This is a genomic window from Pseudomonas sp. BTN1, assembly GCF_001907715.1.
Lineage (GTDB): Bacteria > Pseudomonadota > Gammaproteobacteria > Pseudomonadales > Pseudomonadaceae > Aquipseudomonas > Aquipseudomonas paracarnis.
In genome coordinates this window covers 28,035-43,768 of record NZ_MPBM01000011.1, presented here as the reverse complement: position 1 = coordinate 43,768, position 15,734 = coordinate 28,035, and the positions used below count along the sequence as shown (strand labels likewise).

The following is a 15,734-nucleotide window of genomic DNA, read 5'->3' as shown; positions in this document are numbered from 1 at the left end:
CCCATCCGGGGAACATCAATCCGTCACACCGGTCGGTTACATAAGTAGCTGCACGCGGCCGCGCGACGAACGCGTGCAAAAACGCGACATTTTTAGTTGATCCCACGCCCGCCAAGCCCTAAAGTTCGCGCCGAACGTCCATGCTGGAAACGATCCATCCGGCTCAAGTACTGACGACGAGACAGCAAGGCCAAGGGCAGCTTACCCCATGGCCTTTTTGCTTTCGGCGACATGCCTTGGGAAGTAGGCGAACCAAAGTGGGGATACGGAGGACGTTCATTTGCACCCATTGATCAAATTAGTTTGCCCTTAGGAGTTCCCAGCATGTCGATCAACGTCGAAGATTATTTCGCGCGCGCCACTTTTGACAAAATGAAGGCGTTCGCCGACAAGCAAGAAACCCCGTTCGTGGTGATCGACACCGCGATGATCAGCCAGGCCTACGACGACCTGCGCGCCGGTTTCGAATTCGCCAAGGTGTATTACGCCGTCAAGGCCAACCCGGCCGTTGAGATCATCGACCTGTTGAAAGACAAGGGTTCGAGCTTCGACATCGCCTCGATCTATGAGCTGGACAAGGTCATGGACCGCGGCGTCAGCGCCGACCGTATCAGCTACGGCAACACCATCAAGAAATCCAAGGACATCCGCTACTTCTATGAGAAGGGCGTGCGTCTGTTCTCCACCGACTCCGAAGCCGACCTTCGCAACATCGCCAAGGCCGCGCCGGGTTCGAAAGTGTATGTGCGTATCCTCACCGAAGGCTCGACCACTGCTGACTGGCCGTTGTCGCGTAAATTCGGCTGCCAGACCGACATGGCCATGGACCTGCTGATCCTCGCCCGCGACCTGGGCCTGGTGCCTTACGGCATCTCGTTCCACGTCGGCTCGCAACAGCGCGACATCAGCGTGTGGGACGCAGCCATCGCCAAGGTCAAGGTGATCTTCGAACGCCTCAAAGAAGAAGACGGCATCCACCTGAAGCTGATCAACATGGGCGGTGGCTTCCCGGCCAACTACATCACCCGCACCAACAGCCTGGAAACCTACGCCGAAGAAATCATCCGTTTCCTTAAAGAAGACTTCGGTGACGACCTGCCGGAAATCATCCTGGAGCCTGGCCGTTCGCTGATCGCCAACGCCGGCATCCTGGTCAGCGAAGTGGTGCTGGTGGCGCGCAAGTCCCGTACCGCCGTCGAGCGCTGGGTGTACACGGATGTGGGCAAGTTCTCCGGCCTGATCGAAACCATGGACGAAGCCATCAAGTTCCCGATCTGGACCGAGAAGAAAGGCGAGATGGAAGAAGTGGTCATCGCCGGCCCGACCTGCGACAGCGCCGACATCATGTACGAAAACTACAAGTACGGCCTGCCATTGAACCTGGCCATTGGTGATCGTCTGTACTGGTTGTCGACCGGTGCCTACACCACCAGCTACAGCGCGGTTGAGTTCAATGGGTTCCCGCCGCTGAAATCCTTCTACGTTTAACCCCTCCCCCGATCGTTCCCACGCTCTGCGTGGGAACGCCTCCTGTGACGCTCTGCGTTACGCGCTCAAGTGCGGACGCGGAGCGTCCAGGGCGGCATTCCCACGCGGAGCGTGGGAACGATCAGCTCGTAGCTCGTTGCTGGTACAACTCGGCCATGGCGCGAATTCGCGGGTCATCCGCCCGTGCCAGCGCCTTGTGTGCCGTTTGCAGAAACTTGAGATTCCCGCCTGCCAGCGCCTTGTGCAACCACTCCAGCGCCGCGTCGACCTGGCCGCTGTCTGCCAGCACCGCCGCATGGCTAAACTGCCCACGAAAATCACCTGCCTCGGCTGAGCGGCGGTACCACTCAACGGCCGCCTCAACATCCTTGGGGCAATGCTGCCCGTCTTCCAGGTAACGCCCGAGCAGGTTCATCGACTTGGCATGGCCCTGTTCGGCAGCCTGGCGATACAGCGCCAGTGCTTGCGCCTGGTCTTCAACAACGCCACGGCCGGTAGCCAAGAGGTTGGCGTAGTTGTACTGCCCCCAATCCAACCCGGCGTGTGCCGCCAGACGATATTCCCGTGCTGCGGCGGCTTCATCGACAGCGCAGCCCCAGCCATGCTCGCGGCAACGCCCGATCATATTGCGCGCCATCAGGTGCCCGCCCTGCGCGGCAATCTGGAACCAGCGCAGCGCCAATGCTTCATCGCGTGCGATGCCGCGCCCTTCCAGCAGAATTTGCCCGAGCAGGGCCTGGGCATCGACCACGCCTGCCTTGGCCGCGATCAGAATGGCCTGGGCGGCGCGCACCGGGGAGTCATCGAGCATGCTCTGCAATTGTTCGACATTGAGCACTTCTTCGCGGCGCAATAAAAAGCCCATGCTCAGACCTCGACCCAGCGGCGCAACAGGTTGTGGTAGGTGCCGGTGAGCTGGATCAGCGCAGGGTGGTCGGGCACGTCGCGGGTCAGTTGCTGGATCGCGCCGTCCATTTCAAACAGCAAGGTGCGCTGGCTGTCTTCGCGCACCAGGCTTTGGGTCCAGAAGAACGAGGCATAACGCGCGCCACGGGTCACCGCGTTGACTTTGTGCAGGCTGGAGCCGGGGTACAGCACCATGTCGCCGGCGGGTAGCTTGACCCGCTGCAGGCCGAACGTGTCCTGGATCTCCAGTTCCCCACCGTCGTAGTCGTCGGGGTCGCTGAAGAACAACGTGGACGAAAGGTCGGTGCGCACGCGCTCATGGCTGCCTTTGGGTTGGCGCACCGCGTTGTCGATATGAAAGTCGAAACTGCCGCCAGCGGTGTAGCAGTTGAGCAGTGGCGGGAAGACTTTATGCGGCAGCGCGGCCGACATGAACAGCGGGTTGCTCCACAACCGCTCCAGCATCGCCGCGCCGATTTCCTTGGCCAGGGGGTGGCCTTCGGGTAATTGCAGGTTGTGCTTGGCCTTGGCCGACTGGTGCCCGGCGGTGATTTTGCCGTCAGCCCATTCGGTCTCTTCCAGGGCTTGGCGAATGCGCAGCACCTCCTCGCGAGAGAACAGGCCGGGAATGTGCAGCAACATGAGGCAATACCTGCGATCAGAGAGGCGCCAATGGTATTGATTCTTATCCTCCCTGTAAAACACGGGGACGAACGAGAGCGCAAAATCCGTAACAAAAAAGTGTAAAGAATGTAAATTCGATGCGAATAGCAATATCTCGCAATTGATACAAAGTCTTGTTGGCCCTATATTCCGCGGCCTCACAACCTTGGGGAAGGGACACGTCATGTCGCGCACTATTCTAAAAATACCGGCCAGTTCACCACGCATGCTGGCCTCCGCCATTGGCGTTGCCCTGAGTGCCGGCTCCGCCGCCCACCTGGCACAGGCCGCTGAAAATACCGAGCCAACAGGCGAGCGCAACCCTATCTCCCTCGGCGCCACCAACATCACCGGCCAAGAGCAGGACAACACCTCCTACCAGGTAGAGAAAGCCTCGTCGCAGAAGTACACCGCGCCGCTGGTGGACACGCCGCGTTCGGTCACCGTGGTGCCGCAACAAGTCCTCAAGGACACCGCCGCCACCTCGTTGCAGGACGCCTTGCGCACCGTACCGGGTATCACCTTCGGTGCCGGTGAAGGTGGCAATCCTCAGGGCGACCGTCCGTTCATCCGTGGTTTTGATGCCCAGGGCGATACCTACCTCGATGGCGTACGCGATACCGGCGGCCAGAGCCGCGAGATCTTCGACATCGAGTCCATCGAAGTCAGCAAAGGCCCGAACTCTTCGTTCGGTGGTCGTGGTTCGGCCGGTGGCAGCCTCAACCTGGTGAGCAAGACCCCACAAGCGCGGGACTTCACCAACGGCGGCTTTACCTATGGCTCCGACCAGACCCGCCGCTATGTGCTCGACGTGAACCGCCAGTTCCTGGACGACAGCGCGGCATTCCGCCTGAACCTGATGAGCCACGAACAAAACGTCGCCGGCCGCGATGCGGTGAACTACGACCGTTGGGGCGTGGCACCGTCGCTGACGTTTGGCCTGGGCACGCCGACCCGTGTCAACCTCAGCTATTACCATATGGAAAGCGATGACCTGCCGGATTCGGGGATTCCGTATGGCTATGGCTCAGCGACCGCCACGGCCCACGCGCATGACAAACCCAACGACGGCGGCGACAGCAACAACTTCTACGGTTTGAAAAGCCGTGACTTCCGCAAGACCCGCGCCGACATCAGCACGGTCTCCATCGAGCACGACCTGAACGACAACATGACGCTCAAGAACACCCTGCGCCACGGCAGCACAGGCCAGGACTATGTGCTCACCCAGCCGGATGACAGCAAGTTCAACGTCAACCGCTACGGCACCGTCTGGCGTCGCGCCAACAGCCGTGTCTCGACCACGACCACAACCACCAACCAGACCGATCTGTTTGGCAGCTTCCAGGCCTTGGGCTTCAAGCACACTTACTCCACCGGCCTGGAATTTACCGGCGAAGAAACCCGTGTCAGCGGCTACACCGTCAGCCCTAACGCCAACCCGGTGTGCACAACGGCCAAGGGCAGCCTGGGCGGCCAGTGCACCTCACTGAGCAACCCGAACCCGGACGACGCCTGGAACGGCAGCATCGCGCGCAACTACAACGGTACCAACACCAAGGCCACCAGCCGCGCCGCGTACGTGTTCGACACCATCGAGCTCGATCCTAAATGGCTGCTGAACGTGGGGTTGCGCTACGACACCTTTGACACCGAAGCCAACACCAACGCCGTCGCCGGGCGCACCAAGATCAAGGACGACAGTCAGTTCTTCAACTGGCAGGCCGGCCTGGTGTGGAAGCCGGTGGAGAACGCCAGCATCTACGCCTCTTACGCCACATCGGCCACGCCAGCCGGTGGCCTGATAGGCGAAGGATCCGACGGCAACCCGCTGTCTGCCGGTGCCGCCACCAGCGACTTGCAGCCAGAAGAAACCGTCAACTACGAACTGGGCACCAAGTGGGACCTGTTCCACGACCGCCTGTCCCTGACCGCAGCCGTGTTCCGCACCGAGAAGAAAAACACCCGCATCCTGGTGGATGCACTCACCTACCAGAACGCCGGTGAATCTCAGGTCGACGGCATCGAGTTGTCCGCCAGCGGCAAAATCACCGAACAATGGCAGGTGTTTGCGGGCTACAGCTATCTGGACAGCGAACTGGTCAAATCCGGCCTCAACGGGCGTAACGGTGTCGTGAGTGCGGGCTCCAACAAAGGCAATCAGATGCCCAACACGCCGAAGAACTCCTTCAGCCTGTGGACCACCTACGAGATCACGCCCAAGCTGACCATCGGCGGCGGCGCCTTCTACGTCGATGAGGTTTACGGTGATGTCGGCAACACGGTGTATGTACCCTCCTACACCCGCTACGACGCCATGGCCAGCTACAAGCTGACCAAGAACGTCGACCTGCAATTGAACGTGCAGAACCTTACCGACAAGACCTACTACGACAAGGCCTTCTCCACGCATTTCGCCAACCAGGCGGCCGGTCGTACGGCGTTGTTGACCACCAGCTTCCACTTCTAAAAGCGGTAAAGTTCCAGCCAGAAGCCCCACACATCGGATGCGTGGGGCTTTTGCGTGTTTCCCGGCAACTCACGGCATAATGCGCGCCGTGATCAGATATCCAGCTAAGCGAGGCGCTCCGACGTGTTGAAGAAAACCCTGTTCCAGTTGCATTGGTTCTTCGGCATCACTGCCGGGCTGGTGCTGGCCTTGATGGGGGTCACCGGGGCAGCGTACTCGTTTCAGGACGAGATCCTGCGGGCGCTCAACCCCACCGTGTTGAGCGTGCAGAAACGCGAGGCCGGTGTACTGCCGCCCGCCGAGCTGGTACGCAAATTGGAAGCGGCCGAAGGCAAGACCGTGGCTATGCTGTGGGTAGAAAGCGAGAGCGGCAACGCCGGCCGCGTGTCCTTCACCCCGCCACCGGGCGAGCGCCGTGGCCAGATGCGCTACTTTGACCCGTACACCGGCGACTACATGGGTGACGCGGTCGGCCAGGACCTGTTCGGTTTTATCCTGCAATTGCACCGCTTCCTCGCCATCGGTGACACCGGGCGCAATATCACCGGCGCCTGCACCCTGATCCTGCTGTTCTTCTGCCTCTCCGGCCTGTACCTGCGCTGGCCGCGCCAGGTGAAAAGCTGGCGCGTCTGGCTGACCCTGGACTGGCGCAAAAAGGGCCGCAGCTTCAATTGGGACCTGCACTCGGTATTCGGCACCTGGTGCCTGCTGTTTTATCTTTTGGCGGCGCTGACCGGGCTGTATTGGTCCTACGACTGGTACAACCGTGGCGTGACCAAACTGCTGTCCGACGCGCCGCAGAACGAGCGCATGCGCAAGCGCGGTCCCCCGCCCTCAGGCCCGGCTCCGGTGGCCAACTATGACGCGATCTGGAGCAGCATCTACAGCAACGCCGGCCCCGACTTGAGCGCCTACAACATTCGGATGCCCGCGGTCGCCGGGCAACCGGCCACCGTGTATTACCTGCTCACTTCATCGCCCCATGACCGTGCGCTGAACCAGATCAACCTGGACCCGGCCACCGGCGAGGTCAAATCCCACGAGCGCTACGCCAGCAAAAGCCTCAAGGCGCAGTTGCTGACCAGTGTGTATGCGCTGCACACCGGCAGCTATTTCGGCCTGGTCGGGCGCATCGTCCTCACCGTCAGCTCACTGCTTATGCCGCTGTTTTTCATCACGGGCTGGCTGCTGTACCTCGACCGACGCCGCAAAAAGCGCCAGGTCCGCGATGCCCGCAAAGGTTTGACAGATAACCACAGCAATGCCCCGGCCTGGCTGATCGGCTTCGCCAGCCAGAGCGGCTTTGCCGAACAACTGGCCTGGCAAACGGCCGGGCAACTGCAGGCTGCGGGCCTGGCGGTGAAGGTGCAGCCCCTGGGCAGTGTCAGCCGCGACGACCTCAGCCAATCACAGAACGCGCTGTTTGTGGTCAGTACCTTTGGCGACGGCGAAGCCCCCGACAGCGCCCGAGGTTTCGAGCGCAGCGTGCTCGGCCATTCGCTGCCCCTCACAGGCTTGAACTACTCGGTGCTGGCCCTGGGTGACCGGCAGTACGAACATTTTTGCGGCTTTGCCCGGCGCCTGCATTTCTGGCTGACCAACCAGGGCGGCACCCCGCTGTTTGCCCCGGTGGAAGTCGACAGCGGCGACGCAGTGGCCCTGCACACCTGGCAACAGCAACTGGGCCAGCTCACCGGGCATGCGCCGGCAGCGGCCTGGCCGACGGCCCAGTACGAAAACTGGACCCTGAGCCAACGCACCCTGCTCAACCCCGACAGTGTCGGCTCGCCCGTCTACCTGCTGGGCCTCACATCCACGTCTGCACACAGCTGGCTGGCCGGCGACCTGGTGGAAGTCCTGCCGCGCAATTGCCCCTGGGCCATCGAACACTTCCTGGCCGGCCTGGGCTTGGTCGGCAGCGACGGTGTGGTGATCGACGGCGTGGCCCACACCCTTGATCAGGCCCTGGCCACGCGCCAACTGCCGGACAACCGCACGCACCTGGTCGGCCTGCACGCCCAGGCGTTGGTGGACGCGCTGGTCCCACTGGGCATGCGCGAATACTCCATCGCCTCGATTGCCAGCGACGGCGTGGTGGAGTTGATCGTGCGCCAGGAACGCCACCCCGACGGCAGCCTGGGGCTTGGCTCTGGCTGGCTGACTGAACACGCCGCCCTCGGCTCGGCCATCAGCCTGCGCCTGCGGCGCAACAGCGGCTTCCATTTGCCCGACGCGCCTGTGCCACTGATTCTGCTGGGCAACGGCACCGGCCTGGCGGGCCTGCGTAGCTTGCTCAAGGCGCGTATTGCCGGCGGCCAGCAGCGAAACTGGCTGCTGTTCGGCGAGCGCAATATCGCCCACGACTACCTGTGCCAGGACGAACTGCAAGGCTGGCTCGCCAGTGGAGACCTGGCCCTGCTGGACCTGGCATTTTCCCGCGATCAAGAGGAGAAGATCTACGTACAGGATCGCCTGCGCGAGTCAGCGGATGTGCTGCGCAAATGGCTCGCGGACGGCGCAGCGATTTATGTGTGTGGCAGCTTGCAGGGGATGGCGACGGGGGTGGATCAGGCACTGGCAGACATCGTGGGCAAGGAGGCGCTGGAGCGCCTGATCGAACAGGGTCGCTATCGCAGGGATGTTTATTGATATTTGATCGTTCCCACGCTCCGCGTGGGAATGCCGCCCCTGGACGCTCCGCGTCCGCTCTTGACGGCGTGACGCGGAGCGTCACAGGATGCGTTCCCACGCAGAGCGTGGGAACGATCAGGCCGGTTGCAGTTTTTGCTCGAGCACTGAAACCCCGTCCAAGTCCCGTAGCATCACCGTCAACTCCGCCGTCTGCCCATCTATCTGCACTTCACCAAAAAACTGAAAGCCCGCAAACGGCGAGGTATTCTGCGCCGGTGGCGCCTTCTGGAACACCACGTGCGGGCCAAAGGTTTTATCCAGTGGGTTGGGCCCGAAACTCCCAGCATTCAACGGCCCTGCCACAAACTCCCAGAACGGCTCAAAATCCTGGAACGTCGCACGGTCAGGGTGATAGTGATGCGCTGCACAGTAATGCACATCGGCCGTCAGCCACACGTGGTTGCGCACCTTATGCTCATGCAGGAACCCCAGCAGTTCGGCGATCTCCAGCTCACGCCCTTGCGCCGGGCCAGGGTCGCCATTGGCGATAGCTTCCCAACGCGCCACGCCGGGGCTGACTTCACCGTCGGGCACGCCCAGACCGATGGGCATGTCGGCGGCGACCACCTTCCACTGCGCTTGCGAGGCCTTGAGCCCGCGTTTGAGCCAGTCCAACTGTTCCCGCCCGAGGAAGGGCTTTTCCGCGCCCAGGTTGTCATCATTCGGCCCACGATAGCTGCGCATATCCAACACAAACACATCCAGCAGCGGCCCATAACTGAGCTTGCGATAAATGCGCCCGCCACCGTCGGCGCTCTGTCGGCGCATGGGTGAATATTCCAGCCAGGCCTGGCGGGCACGGCCCACCAAGGTATTGATGTCGCGGGTCTGGTAACGCTCATCCAACTGCTTGCTCGATGACCAGTTGTTGATCACCTCGTGATCGTCCCACTGCCAGATCTGCGGTACCTCGGCATTGAAGCGGCGCACGTTTTCATCCAGCAGGTTGTAGCGGTAATTACCGCGATATTCATCGAGGGTTTCCGCGACTTTGCTTTTGGCTTCAGTGGTAATGTTGCGCCAGATGCGCCCGCCTTCAGTGGTGAGCTGCGCGGGGACCGGGCCGTCGGCATAGATGGTGTCGCCGCTGTGGATAAAAAAGTCCGGCAGGCGCAGGCGCATGGCTTCATAGATGCGCATGCCACCGATGTCCGGGTTGATGCCGAAGCCTTGGCCGACAGTGTCGCCGCTCCACACAAAACGGATGTCACGCCGCTGTTGCGGCACGCTACGCAAGTGGCCGAACCAGGGTTCACTGGCAATGCCGGTCTGGGCGTCTTCGAAATGCACGCGGTAGAAAATCGCCTGGTCGACCGGCAGCCCGGTGAGCTCGACACGGGCGGTAAAGTCGGTGCGGCTGTCGGCCAGGGGCGAGACGAATCGGCGCGGGTTGCTGAACACGCTGCGGGTATCCCACTCCACCACCATCTTCGCCGGGCGGTCACTGCGGCTCCAGATCATTGCGCGATCGCCCTGCAGGTCGCCCGATTGCACGCCGTCAGTGAGTTGGGGTCGGTCCTTCACCGAAGCGATCACCGCCGGCGCCAGGCCCGGCAACAACAGGCCAGCGCCCACGGCTTGCATCACACGGCGGCGACCGAGATCGAAGTGGCTCATGCAGGTGCCCTCTTGAGTATCAAAAGGGCCACTAAAGCATGATGGGATGAAGCGGATGTGACACCGATTAGCAGAACGGTCGAGTTCACCTGTGGGAGCTGGCTTGCCTGCGATGCAAACACCTCGGTGTATCAGGCAAACCCCGTCGAGGCTATCGCAGGCAAGCCAGCTCCCACATTTTCTGCCAGTGTCAGGCAGTCACGGCCAGTTCAGCCGCTTCCGGTCGCTTGAGCACGGCATACACCAAACCGGTCAACACACTGCCCGCCACAATCGCCAACAAGTACAACAACGCATGGTTCATCGCATTCGGAATCACCAGCACAAACAACCCGCCATGGGGCGCGGCGAGTTTGCAGCCGAAGTACATCGACAGCGCACCGGTCAACGCGCCACCGGCGATGCTGGCCGGAATGACGCGCAGCGGGTCTTTGGCGGCGAAGGGAATCGCGCCTTCAGAGATAAAGCACAGCCCCAGGATCATCGCCGCCTTGCCGGCCTCGCGCTCGGTCTGGGCGAACTTGCGCCGGGCCAGCAACGTGGCGATGCCCATGCCAATCGGCGGCACCATGCCGGCGGCCATGGTCGCGGCCATCGGCGCGCCGCTCGACGCGGCCAGCAGGCCAACCGAGAACGCATAGGCCGCCTTGTTGATCGGCCCGCCCAAATCCACACACATCATGCCGCCGAGCAGAATGCCCAGCAGCACCGCGTTGGTGGTACCCATGGTGCTGAGGAAATCCGTCAGGCCCGTGAGCAAGCGGGCGACCGGTGGGCCCACCAGGTAGATCATCACCAAGCCGGTAAACAGGCTCGCCAATAACGGGATGATCAGGATCGGCTTGAGCGCTTCCAGGCTCTGAGGCAGTTGCACCGTGCGGCTGATCAGCTTGACGCAATATCCGGCGACGAAACCGGCCAGGATGCCGCCGATAAACCCAGCCCCCAGCGTCCCCGCCAGCAGCCCGCCGATCATGCCGGGCGCAAGGCCAGGACGGTCGGCAATCGAGTAGGCGATGTAGCCCGCCAGCAGCGGCACCATCAACAGGAACGCCTGGTCACCCACGGATTTGAGCGCCGCCGCCAAGGTGCCGGGCTGCTCGAAAGCATGGATGCCGAACACAAACGACAAGGCGATCAGCAAGCCCCCCGCCACCACCATCGGCAACATATACGACACGCCGGTGAGCAGGTGTTTGTAGACGCCGGTTTTCTCCGCCTTGGCCGGTGCACCGCCGGCCGCGCTTTCCACCGCGCCTTCGGCCAGGGCTTTGTTGAGGATGGCTTCGGATTGCTTGAGGGCAATGCCGGTGCCACAGCGGTAAATCTTCTTGCCGGCGAAACGCTCGGTGGCCACTTCGATATCCGCCGCGAGCAACACCACATCGGCATCGGCAATCGCTTGCGAGCTCAACGGGGTGCGAGCGCCCACCGAGCCCTGGGTTTCGACCTGCAGGTCATAACCCAGGCGCTGAGCAGTCTGCTGCAAGGCTTCGGCGGCCATGAACGTGTGGGCCACACCGGTGGGGCACGCGGTAATCGCGACGATACGCGGCGCAGCCTTGGCCGCCACCGGGGCGGCGTCGGCGACATACACCTGGGCTTCTTCGGCGCCCCGGCGCAGTACGCCTTCGACATCCGCCAACGCCTGGGCCGGCGTGCTCTGGAACACACGCTTGCCGACAAACCGCTGCATATCCACCGGGGTACTGCTGACCAGCAGCACCCACTCGGCATCATCAATCGTCGCCTGGGACAACTGGCGCTCCGGACGCTGCACATCGACGACTTCAACACTGGTGTGCAAGCCCATGCGCTGGGCGGCGGCGTCCAACAAGCGGGCGCACAGCACACTGGTGACCATGCCGTTCGGGCAGGCGGTAACAATGGCTAACTTCATCACAAACCCTCTTATTGTTCTGTCAGCGTGCGTACTTCGACGCCGCTTTCGAGATGCGCCAACTGGGCGTCATCGCTGATGCCAAAACCGATCTGTGTCACCGCCATCGCGGCAATCGCCGTGGCCCGGCGCAGGGTGTGCTCCGGCGTGTCGCCACTGAGCAAACCGTGGAGCATCCCGGCTAGCAGCGAGTCGCCGGCACCCACGGTACTGGCCACTGCCACCTTGGGCGGCGTGGCATGCAGCGCCGCACCCGGGCGGTACCAGGTCACACCTGCGGCCCCGTCGGAGACCACCACATGTTCGACGCCTTGCTGATGCAGGCGGCTGATGGCATCGGTGGCGTTACCCAAGGCCTCGGCCAACTCTTCGGTATTGGGTTTGACCAGCCACGGGCCAACCTCCAACCCCAGGCGCAGCGCTTCGCCGCTTGTGTCCAGGGCGATTTTCAAACCGAGGTCTTTCAACGCCTCCAGCAAACCTTTAAACCACTGCGGGCTGACGCCGCGCGGCAAGCTACCGGCCACCACGACCGCATCGAACTCCGGGCCAATGATCGCGACCATCTTGAGCAGCGCTTTTAGCGCCTCTTCAGTCACCAGCGGCCCCGGTGCATTGATGTCGGTGACACGCCCATCCTGTTCGGCAATCTTGATATTGCTCCGGGTTTCGCCGGGAACCCGGATGAAGGCATCGCCAAACCCACGGCGCTTGATCAGCGCATTGAAAGCCTGGGGGTTGGCACTGCCGAGGAACCCGCCCACGCTGACGTAATGGCCCAGGTCCGTCAGCACTTGCGCCACATTCACGCCTTTGCCGGCCGCGTGGGTGAGCATCGCTTCACTGCGATTGACCTCACCGGGTTGCAGGTGCGCCAGACGTACCGTGAGGTCCAACGCCGGGTTCAGCGTCAGGGTCAGAATATTTGCCATCTACACGGCCTCCACTAGGGCACGCACTTCGGCGGGCGAACCCACTGCCAGTGCTTGTTGCGCCAGGCCCTGGGCCTCGCTCAGACTGAATTCACGCACCCGCGCCTTCACTTCAGGAATGCTGCGGGCCGACACGCTCAACTCATCCACGCCCAGGCCGACCAGCACCGGCACCGCCAGCGGGTCCGCCGCCAACTCGCCGCACACACCTACCCATTTGCCGTGGGCATGGGCGGCGCGCACGGTGATGTCGATCAGTTGCAGGACTGCCGGATGCAAGCCATCGGCCTGGGCCGACAGGGTCGGGTGCCCGCGGTCGATGGCCAGGGTGTATTGGGTCAGGTCGTTGGTGCCGACGCTGAAGAAGTCGACTTCCTTGGCGAGGACCGGCGCCAACAACGCGGCTGAAGGCACTTCGATCATGATCCCCAGTTGCAGGTCCGCCACCGGGATCTCCAGGCGCAGGCGCTCGGTCATGTCCCGGGCGGCGCGCCACTCATCCACGCTGCCGACCATGGGGAACATGATGCGCAGCGGGCGGTTATCCGCAGCACGCAGCAGCGCCCGCAGTTGCGCTTCCATGATCTGCGGGCGTTGCAACGTCAGGCGAATGCCGCGCACACCCAGGAAGGGGTTTTCCTCTTCGGCGATCGGCCAATAGGGCAAAGGCTTGTCGCCGCCCACATCCAGGGTGCGCACCACCAACGGGCGACCATTGAGGCCGTCGAGTACGCGACGGTATTCGGCCTCCTGGGTGGCCTCGTCCGGCGCCTGGGGGTGGGCCATGAAAATCAGTTCGGTGCGCAGCAGGCCAATGCCTTCGGCGCCCTGCTCCACGGCACTGGCCACCCCGGCGCTTTCGCCAATGTTGGCGAACACTTCCACGGCGTGTCCGTCGCGGGTCAGCGCCGGTTCATGGCGTTGGGCCGAAGCGGCTTGCAAGCGCTGCTCGCGGCTGTCGCGCTCCACGGTGGCCCGTTGCAGGGTGGCGGCGTCGGGGTCCACATGAAGGCGGCCGCGCTGGCCATCGAGCAACAGCGGCGTGCCCGCGTTGAGCAATAACACGGCAGCGCCAGCGCCGACCAAGGCCGGAATGCCCAAAGCGCGGGCGACAATGGCGCTGTGAGCGGTGGCGCCGCCCCGGGCGGTGAGAATGCCGGCAACGCGGGCCGGGTCCAGGCGCGCCACGTCCGAAGGGCCGACCTCTTCCATCACCAGGATGTAGGGCTCGCTCGGTTCCTGCACGCTTTGGACGCCGCACAACTGGGCCAGCACGCGGCGGCCGATGTCGCGCAAGTCGGCAGCACGCTCGGCCAGCAAGGCATCCTGCAAGGCTTCCTGCTGTTTGGCGGCGGCTTCGATCACGCTCATCCAGGCGGCTTCGGCGCTTTCGCCTTGCTTGAGGCGGGTGTCGACCTCGTCGGTGAGTTCCGGGTCGTCGAGCATTTCCTGGTGCGTGATGAAAATCTCGCGGATGGCCTTGGCCTGGCTACGCTCGATCAAGCCCTGGATATCCGTGCGCACCTCGCTCAAGGCCGTGTGCAGACGCTGGCGTTCGGCGGCGGCGGACTCACCGCGCAACGGGTAATCGAACACTTGCGGCACCTGGATATGGGCCGGGCCGATGGCGATACCCGGTGCGGCGGCAATGGCCTGGAGTTGGCTACCGCTCAGTGGCGCGCTGAGCAACGGTTCGATATCGACCTGTGCTGGCTGTGCGCTCACGGTGGGCAAGGGCTCGACCTCTTCGCCAAGGCCCTCTTGCACGGCGGCCAAGAGGGCGGGCAGTGCATCACCGGCCACCGTCGGCTCGGCCACAAACTCCAGCACCTGGCCACGACGTGCGCCGAGGCTGAGCAACTTGCTCAGGCTTTTGACCGACACGGCGCCCACCGCGCCATCGACGATGCGCACGCGGATATCGCCATCAAAACTTTTCGCCAATTGCGCCAGGATCTTGGCCGGGCGCGCGTGCAGGCCGTGGGCGTTGGCCAGGGTAATACGGGCGCTGGGCCAGTCCGGCGGCAGTTCACCGCCCAGCACTTCCAGCACCGCGCGGCTGCTGGTGGCGCGCCCCAACTCCTGGCCGCGCCCTTCAATGAGCAAGGCACACAGGCGTTCAAGCAGGGTCTGGTGCGCTTCACCGAGGCTCGCCAGGCAGAACAGGCCGTGCAGGGGCTGGCCGAGGTAACGCATGGGTTTGTCCGGCGTCACAAAGGCCAGGCCCGGACGCTTGACCGTCTGCTCGCTGTGCAACCACCACAGGCCATCGCCCAGGGGCAGCGCGTCGACCTGCTGCAATACGGCTGCAAAGCCATTGCTCACGCAGTCGGCCTGGCGCAGCAGGCGCGCACCGCGCCACACCAACTCTTCAAAATCATCGGCCGACACGCCCAGGCTGATCATCTGCGCATCCAGCGCCAGTTCCTGGGGCGCGCCTTGCAACAGTTTCAACAGCGCTTCGGCGCTGCCGGCACGGCGCAACGCCTGGCCCAGGTCGGTTTCGCCGAGGGCACGGGTGAGCAGTTGCAACAGGCGCAGGTGTTCATCGGATTTAGCCGCGATGCCAATCGCCAGGTAGACGATCTGGCCATCGCCCCAGTCCACCCCTTCCGGGAACTGCAGCAGGCGCACACCAGTGGAAAACACCTGCTCGCGGGTTTCTGGCGTGCCGTGGGGAATAGCGATGCCTTGGCCGAGAAAGGTCGAGCCTTGGGCTTCACGGGCTTGCAGGCCACTGAGATAACCTTCGGCAACCAGGCCATCGGCCACCAGTTTGTCAGCGAGCAGGTGCAAGGCAGCAGATTTATCCACAGCCACCTGGCCCATGGATATCTGCTCTACAGTGAGCTCAAGCATGCCGTTCTCCTAGTTAGTGCGACGGGCGCACTAGGTATTGTTGTAGGTAAATAGGTTCAAAATTAACTGACTGAGCGGTCAATTGGCAGTGGTCACTCAGTGGCGAACATCGTAAAAATACGCTTGCTGAAACGTTTAATCTAGAATTTATGGCAGATTACGCGTTAATTGCGCAAGCTTGAAGGGCCACTCGGCGCTTGCTGTGGGA

9 protein-coding genes are annotated in these 15,734 nt (G+C 62.8%); 3 read left to right on the top strand and 6 right to left on the bottom strand.

Annotated elements, in window-relative coordinates; all coding sequences use genetic code 11:
* Positions 1-324 precede the first annotated feature (324 nt).
* Positions 325-1,488, top strand: coding sequence for a type III PLP-dependent enzyme (locus BMH52_RS05125; protein WP_014716890.1), 1,164 nt, complete (start codon positions 325-327; stop codon positions 1,486-1,488).
* Between the two features lie 121 nt (positions 1,489-1,609).
* Here BMH52_RS05125 and BMH52_RS05120 read toward each other — a convergent pair whose 3' ends face one another.
* Together BMH52_RS05120 and BMH52_RS05115 are read right to left on the bottom strand one after the other, a co-directional pair.
* On the bottom strand, positions 1,610-2,353 hold the full coding sequence (locus BMH52_RS05120) for a tetratricopeptide repeat protein (protein ID WP_032904005.1): 744 nt from the start codon (positions 2,351-2,353) through the stop codon (positions 1,610-1,612).
* Positions 2,354-2,355: 2 nt separating this feature from the next.
* Positions 2,356-3,036: a Fe2+-dependent dioxygenase gene (locus BMH52_RS05115; protein WP_003188464.1), complete on the bottom strand. Its 681-nt coding sequence runs from the start codon at positions 3,034-3,036 to the stop codon at positions 2,356-2,358.
* 205 nt (positions 3,037-3,241) lie between these two features.
* Here BMH52_RS05115 and BMH52_RS05110 point away from each other — a divergent pair, with 205 nt between their 5' ends.
* Together BMH52_RS05110 and BMH52_RS05105 are read left to right on the top strand one after the other, a co-directional pair.
* Positions 3,242-5,527 carry a TonB-dependent siderophore receptor gene (locus BMH52_RS05110; RefSeq protein WP_073843087.1) on the top strand — a complete coding sequence of 762 codons (2,286 nt, stop codon included), beginning with the start codon at positions 3,242-3,244 and terminating at the stop codon, positions 5,525-5,527.
* Between the two features lie 123 nt (positions 5,528-5,650).
* Positions 5,651-8,176, top strand: a complete 2,526-nt coding sequence (locus tag BMH52_RS05105; RefSeq protein ID WP_073843085.1) for a sulfite reductase flavoprotein subunit alpha — start codon at positions 5,651-5,653, stop codon at positions 8,174-8,176.
* 117 nt (positions 8,177-8,293) lie between these two features.
* Here BMH52_RS05105 and BMH52_RS05100 read toward each other — a convergent pair whose 3' ends face one another.
* From BMH52_RS05100 to ptsP, 4 genes are all read right to left on the bottom strand, one after another.
* On the bottom strand, positions 8,294-9,835 hold the full coding sequence (locus BMH52_RS05100; RefSeq protein WP_073843083.1) for an alkaline phosphatase: 1,542 nt from the start codon (positions 9,833-9,835) through the stop codon (positions 8,294-8,296).
* A 190-nt stretch (positions 9,836-10,025) separates the two neighbouring features.
* A complete protein-coding gene (locus tag BMH52_RS05095; protein WP_073843081.1) occupies positions 10,026-11,735 on the bottom strand; it encodes a PTS fructose-like transporter subunit IIB in 1,710 nt (569 codons plus the stop codon).
* Positions 11,736-11,746: 11 nt separating this feature from the next.
* The gene (pfkB, locus tag BMH52_RS05090) at positions 11,747-12,667 is read right to left on the bottom strand and encodes a 1-phosphofructokinase (protein WP_073843079.1); all 921 of its coding nucleotides are present in this window, start codon (positions 12,665-12,667) and stop codon (positions 11,747-11,749) included.
* On the bottom strand, positions 12,668-15,526 hold the full coding sequence (ptsP, locus tag BMH52_RS05085) for a phosphoenolpyruvate--protein phosphotransferase (RefSeq protein WP_073843077.1): 2,859 nt from the start codon (positions 15,524-15,526) through the stop codon (positions 12,668-12,670).
* Positions 15,527-15,734 lie beyond the last annotated feature (208 nt).

What these genes read in the sequence shown, in the direction of transcription:
- BMH52_RS05125 (WP_014716890.1), top strand. Translation starts at nt 325, where the DNA reads ATGTCGATCAACGTCGAAGATTATTTCGCGCGCGCCACTTTTGACAAA.
- BMH52_RS05120 (WP_032904005.1), bottom strand. Translation starts at nt 2,353, where the DNA reads ATGGGCTTTTTATTGCGCCGCGAAGAAGTGCTCAATGTCGAACAATTG.
- BMH52_RS05115 (WP_003188464.1), bottom strand. Translation starts at nt 3,036, where the DNA reads ATGTTGCTGCACATTCCCGGCCTGTTCTCTCGCGAGGAGGTGCTGCGC.
- BMH52_RS05110 (WP_073843087.1), top strand. Translation starts at nt 3,242, where the DNA reads ATGTCGCGCACTATTCTAAAAATACCGGCCAGTTCACCACGCATGCTG.
- BMH52_RS05100 (WP_073843083.1), bottom strand. Translation starts at nt 9,835, where the DNA reads ATGAGCCACTTCGATCTCGGTCGCCGCCGTGTGATGCAAGCCGTGGGC.
- BMH52_RS05095 (WP_073843081.1), bottom strand. Translation starts at nt 11,735, where the DNA reads ATGAAGTTAGCCATTGTTACCGCCTGCCCGAACGGCATGGTCACCAGT.
- pfkB (WP_073843079.1), bottom strand. Translation starts at nt 12,667, where the DNA reads ATGGCAAATATTCTGACCCTGACGCTGAACCCGGCGTTGGACCTCACG.
- ptsP (WP_073843077.1), bottom strand. Translation starts at nt 15,526, where the DNA reads ATGCTTGAGCTCACTGTAGAGCAGATATCCATGGGCCAGGTGGCTGTG.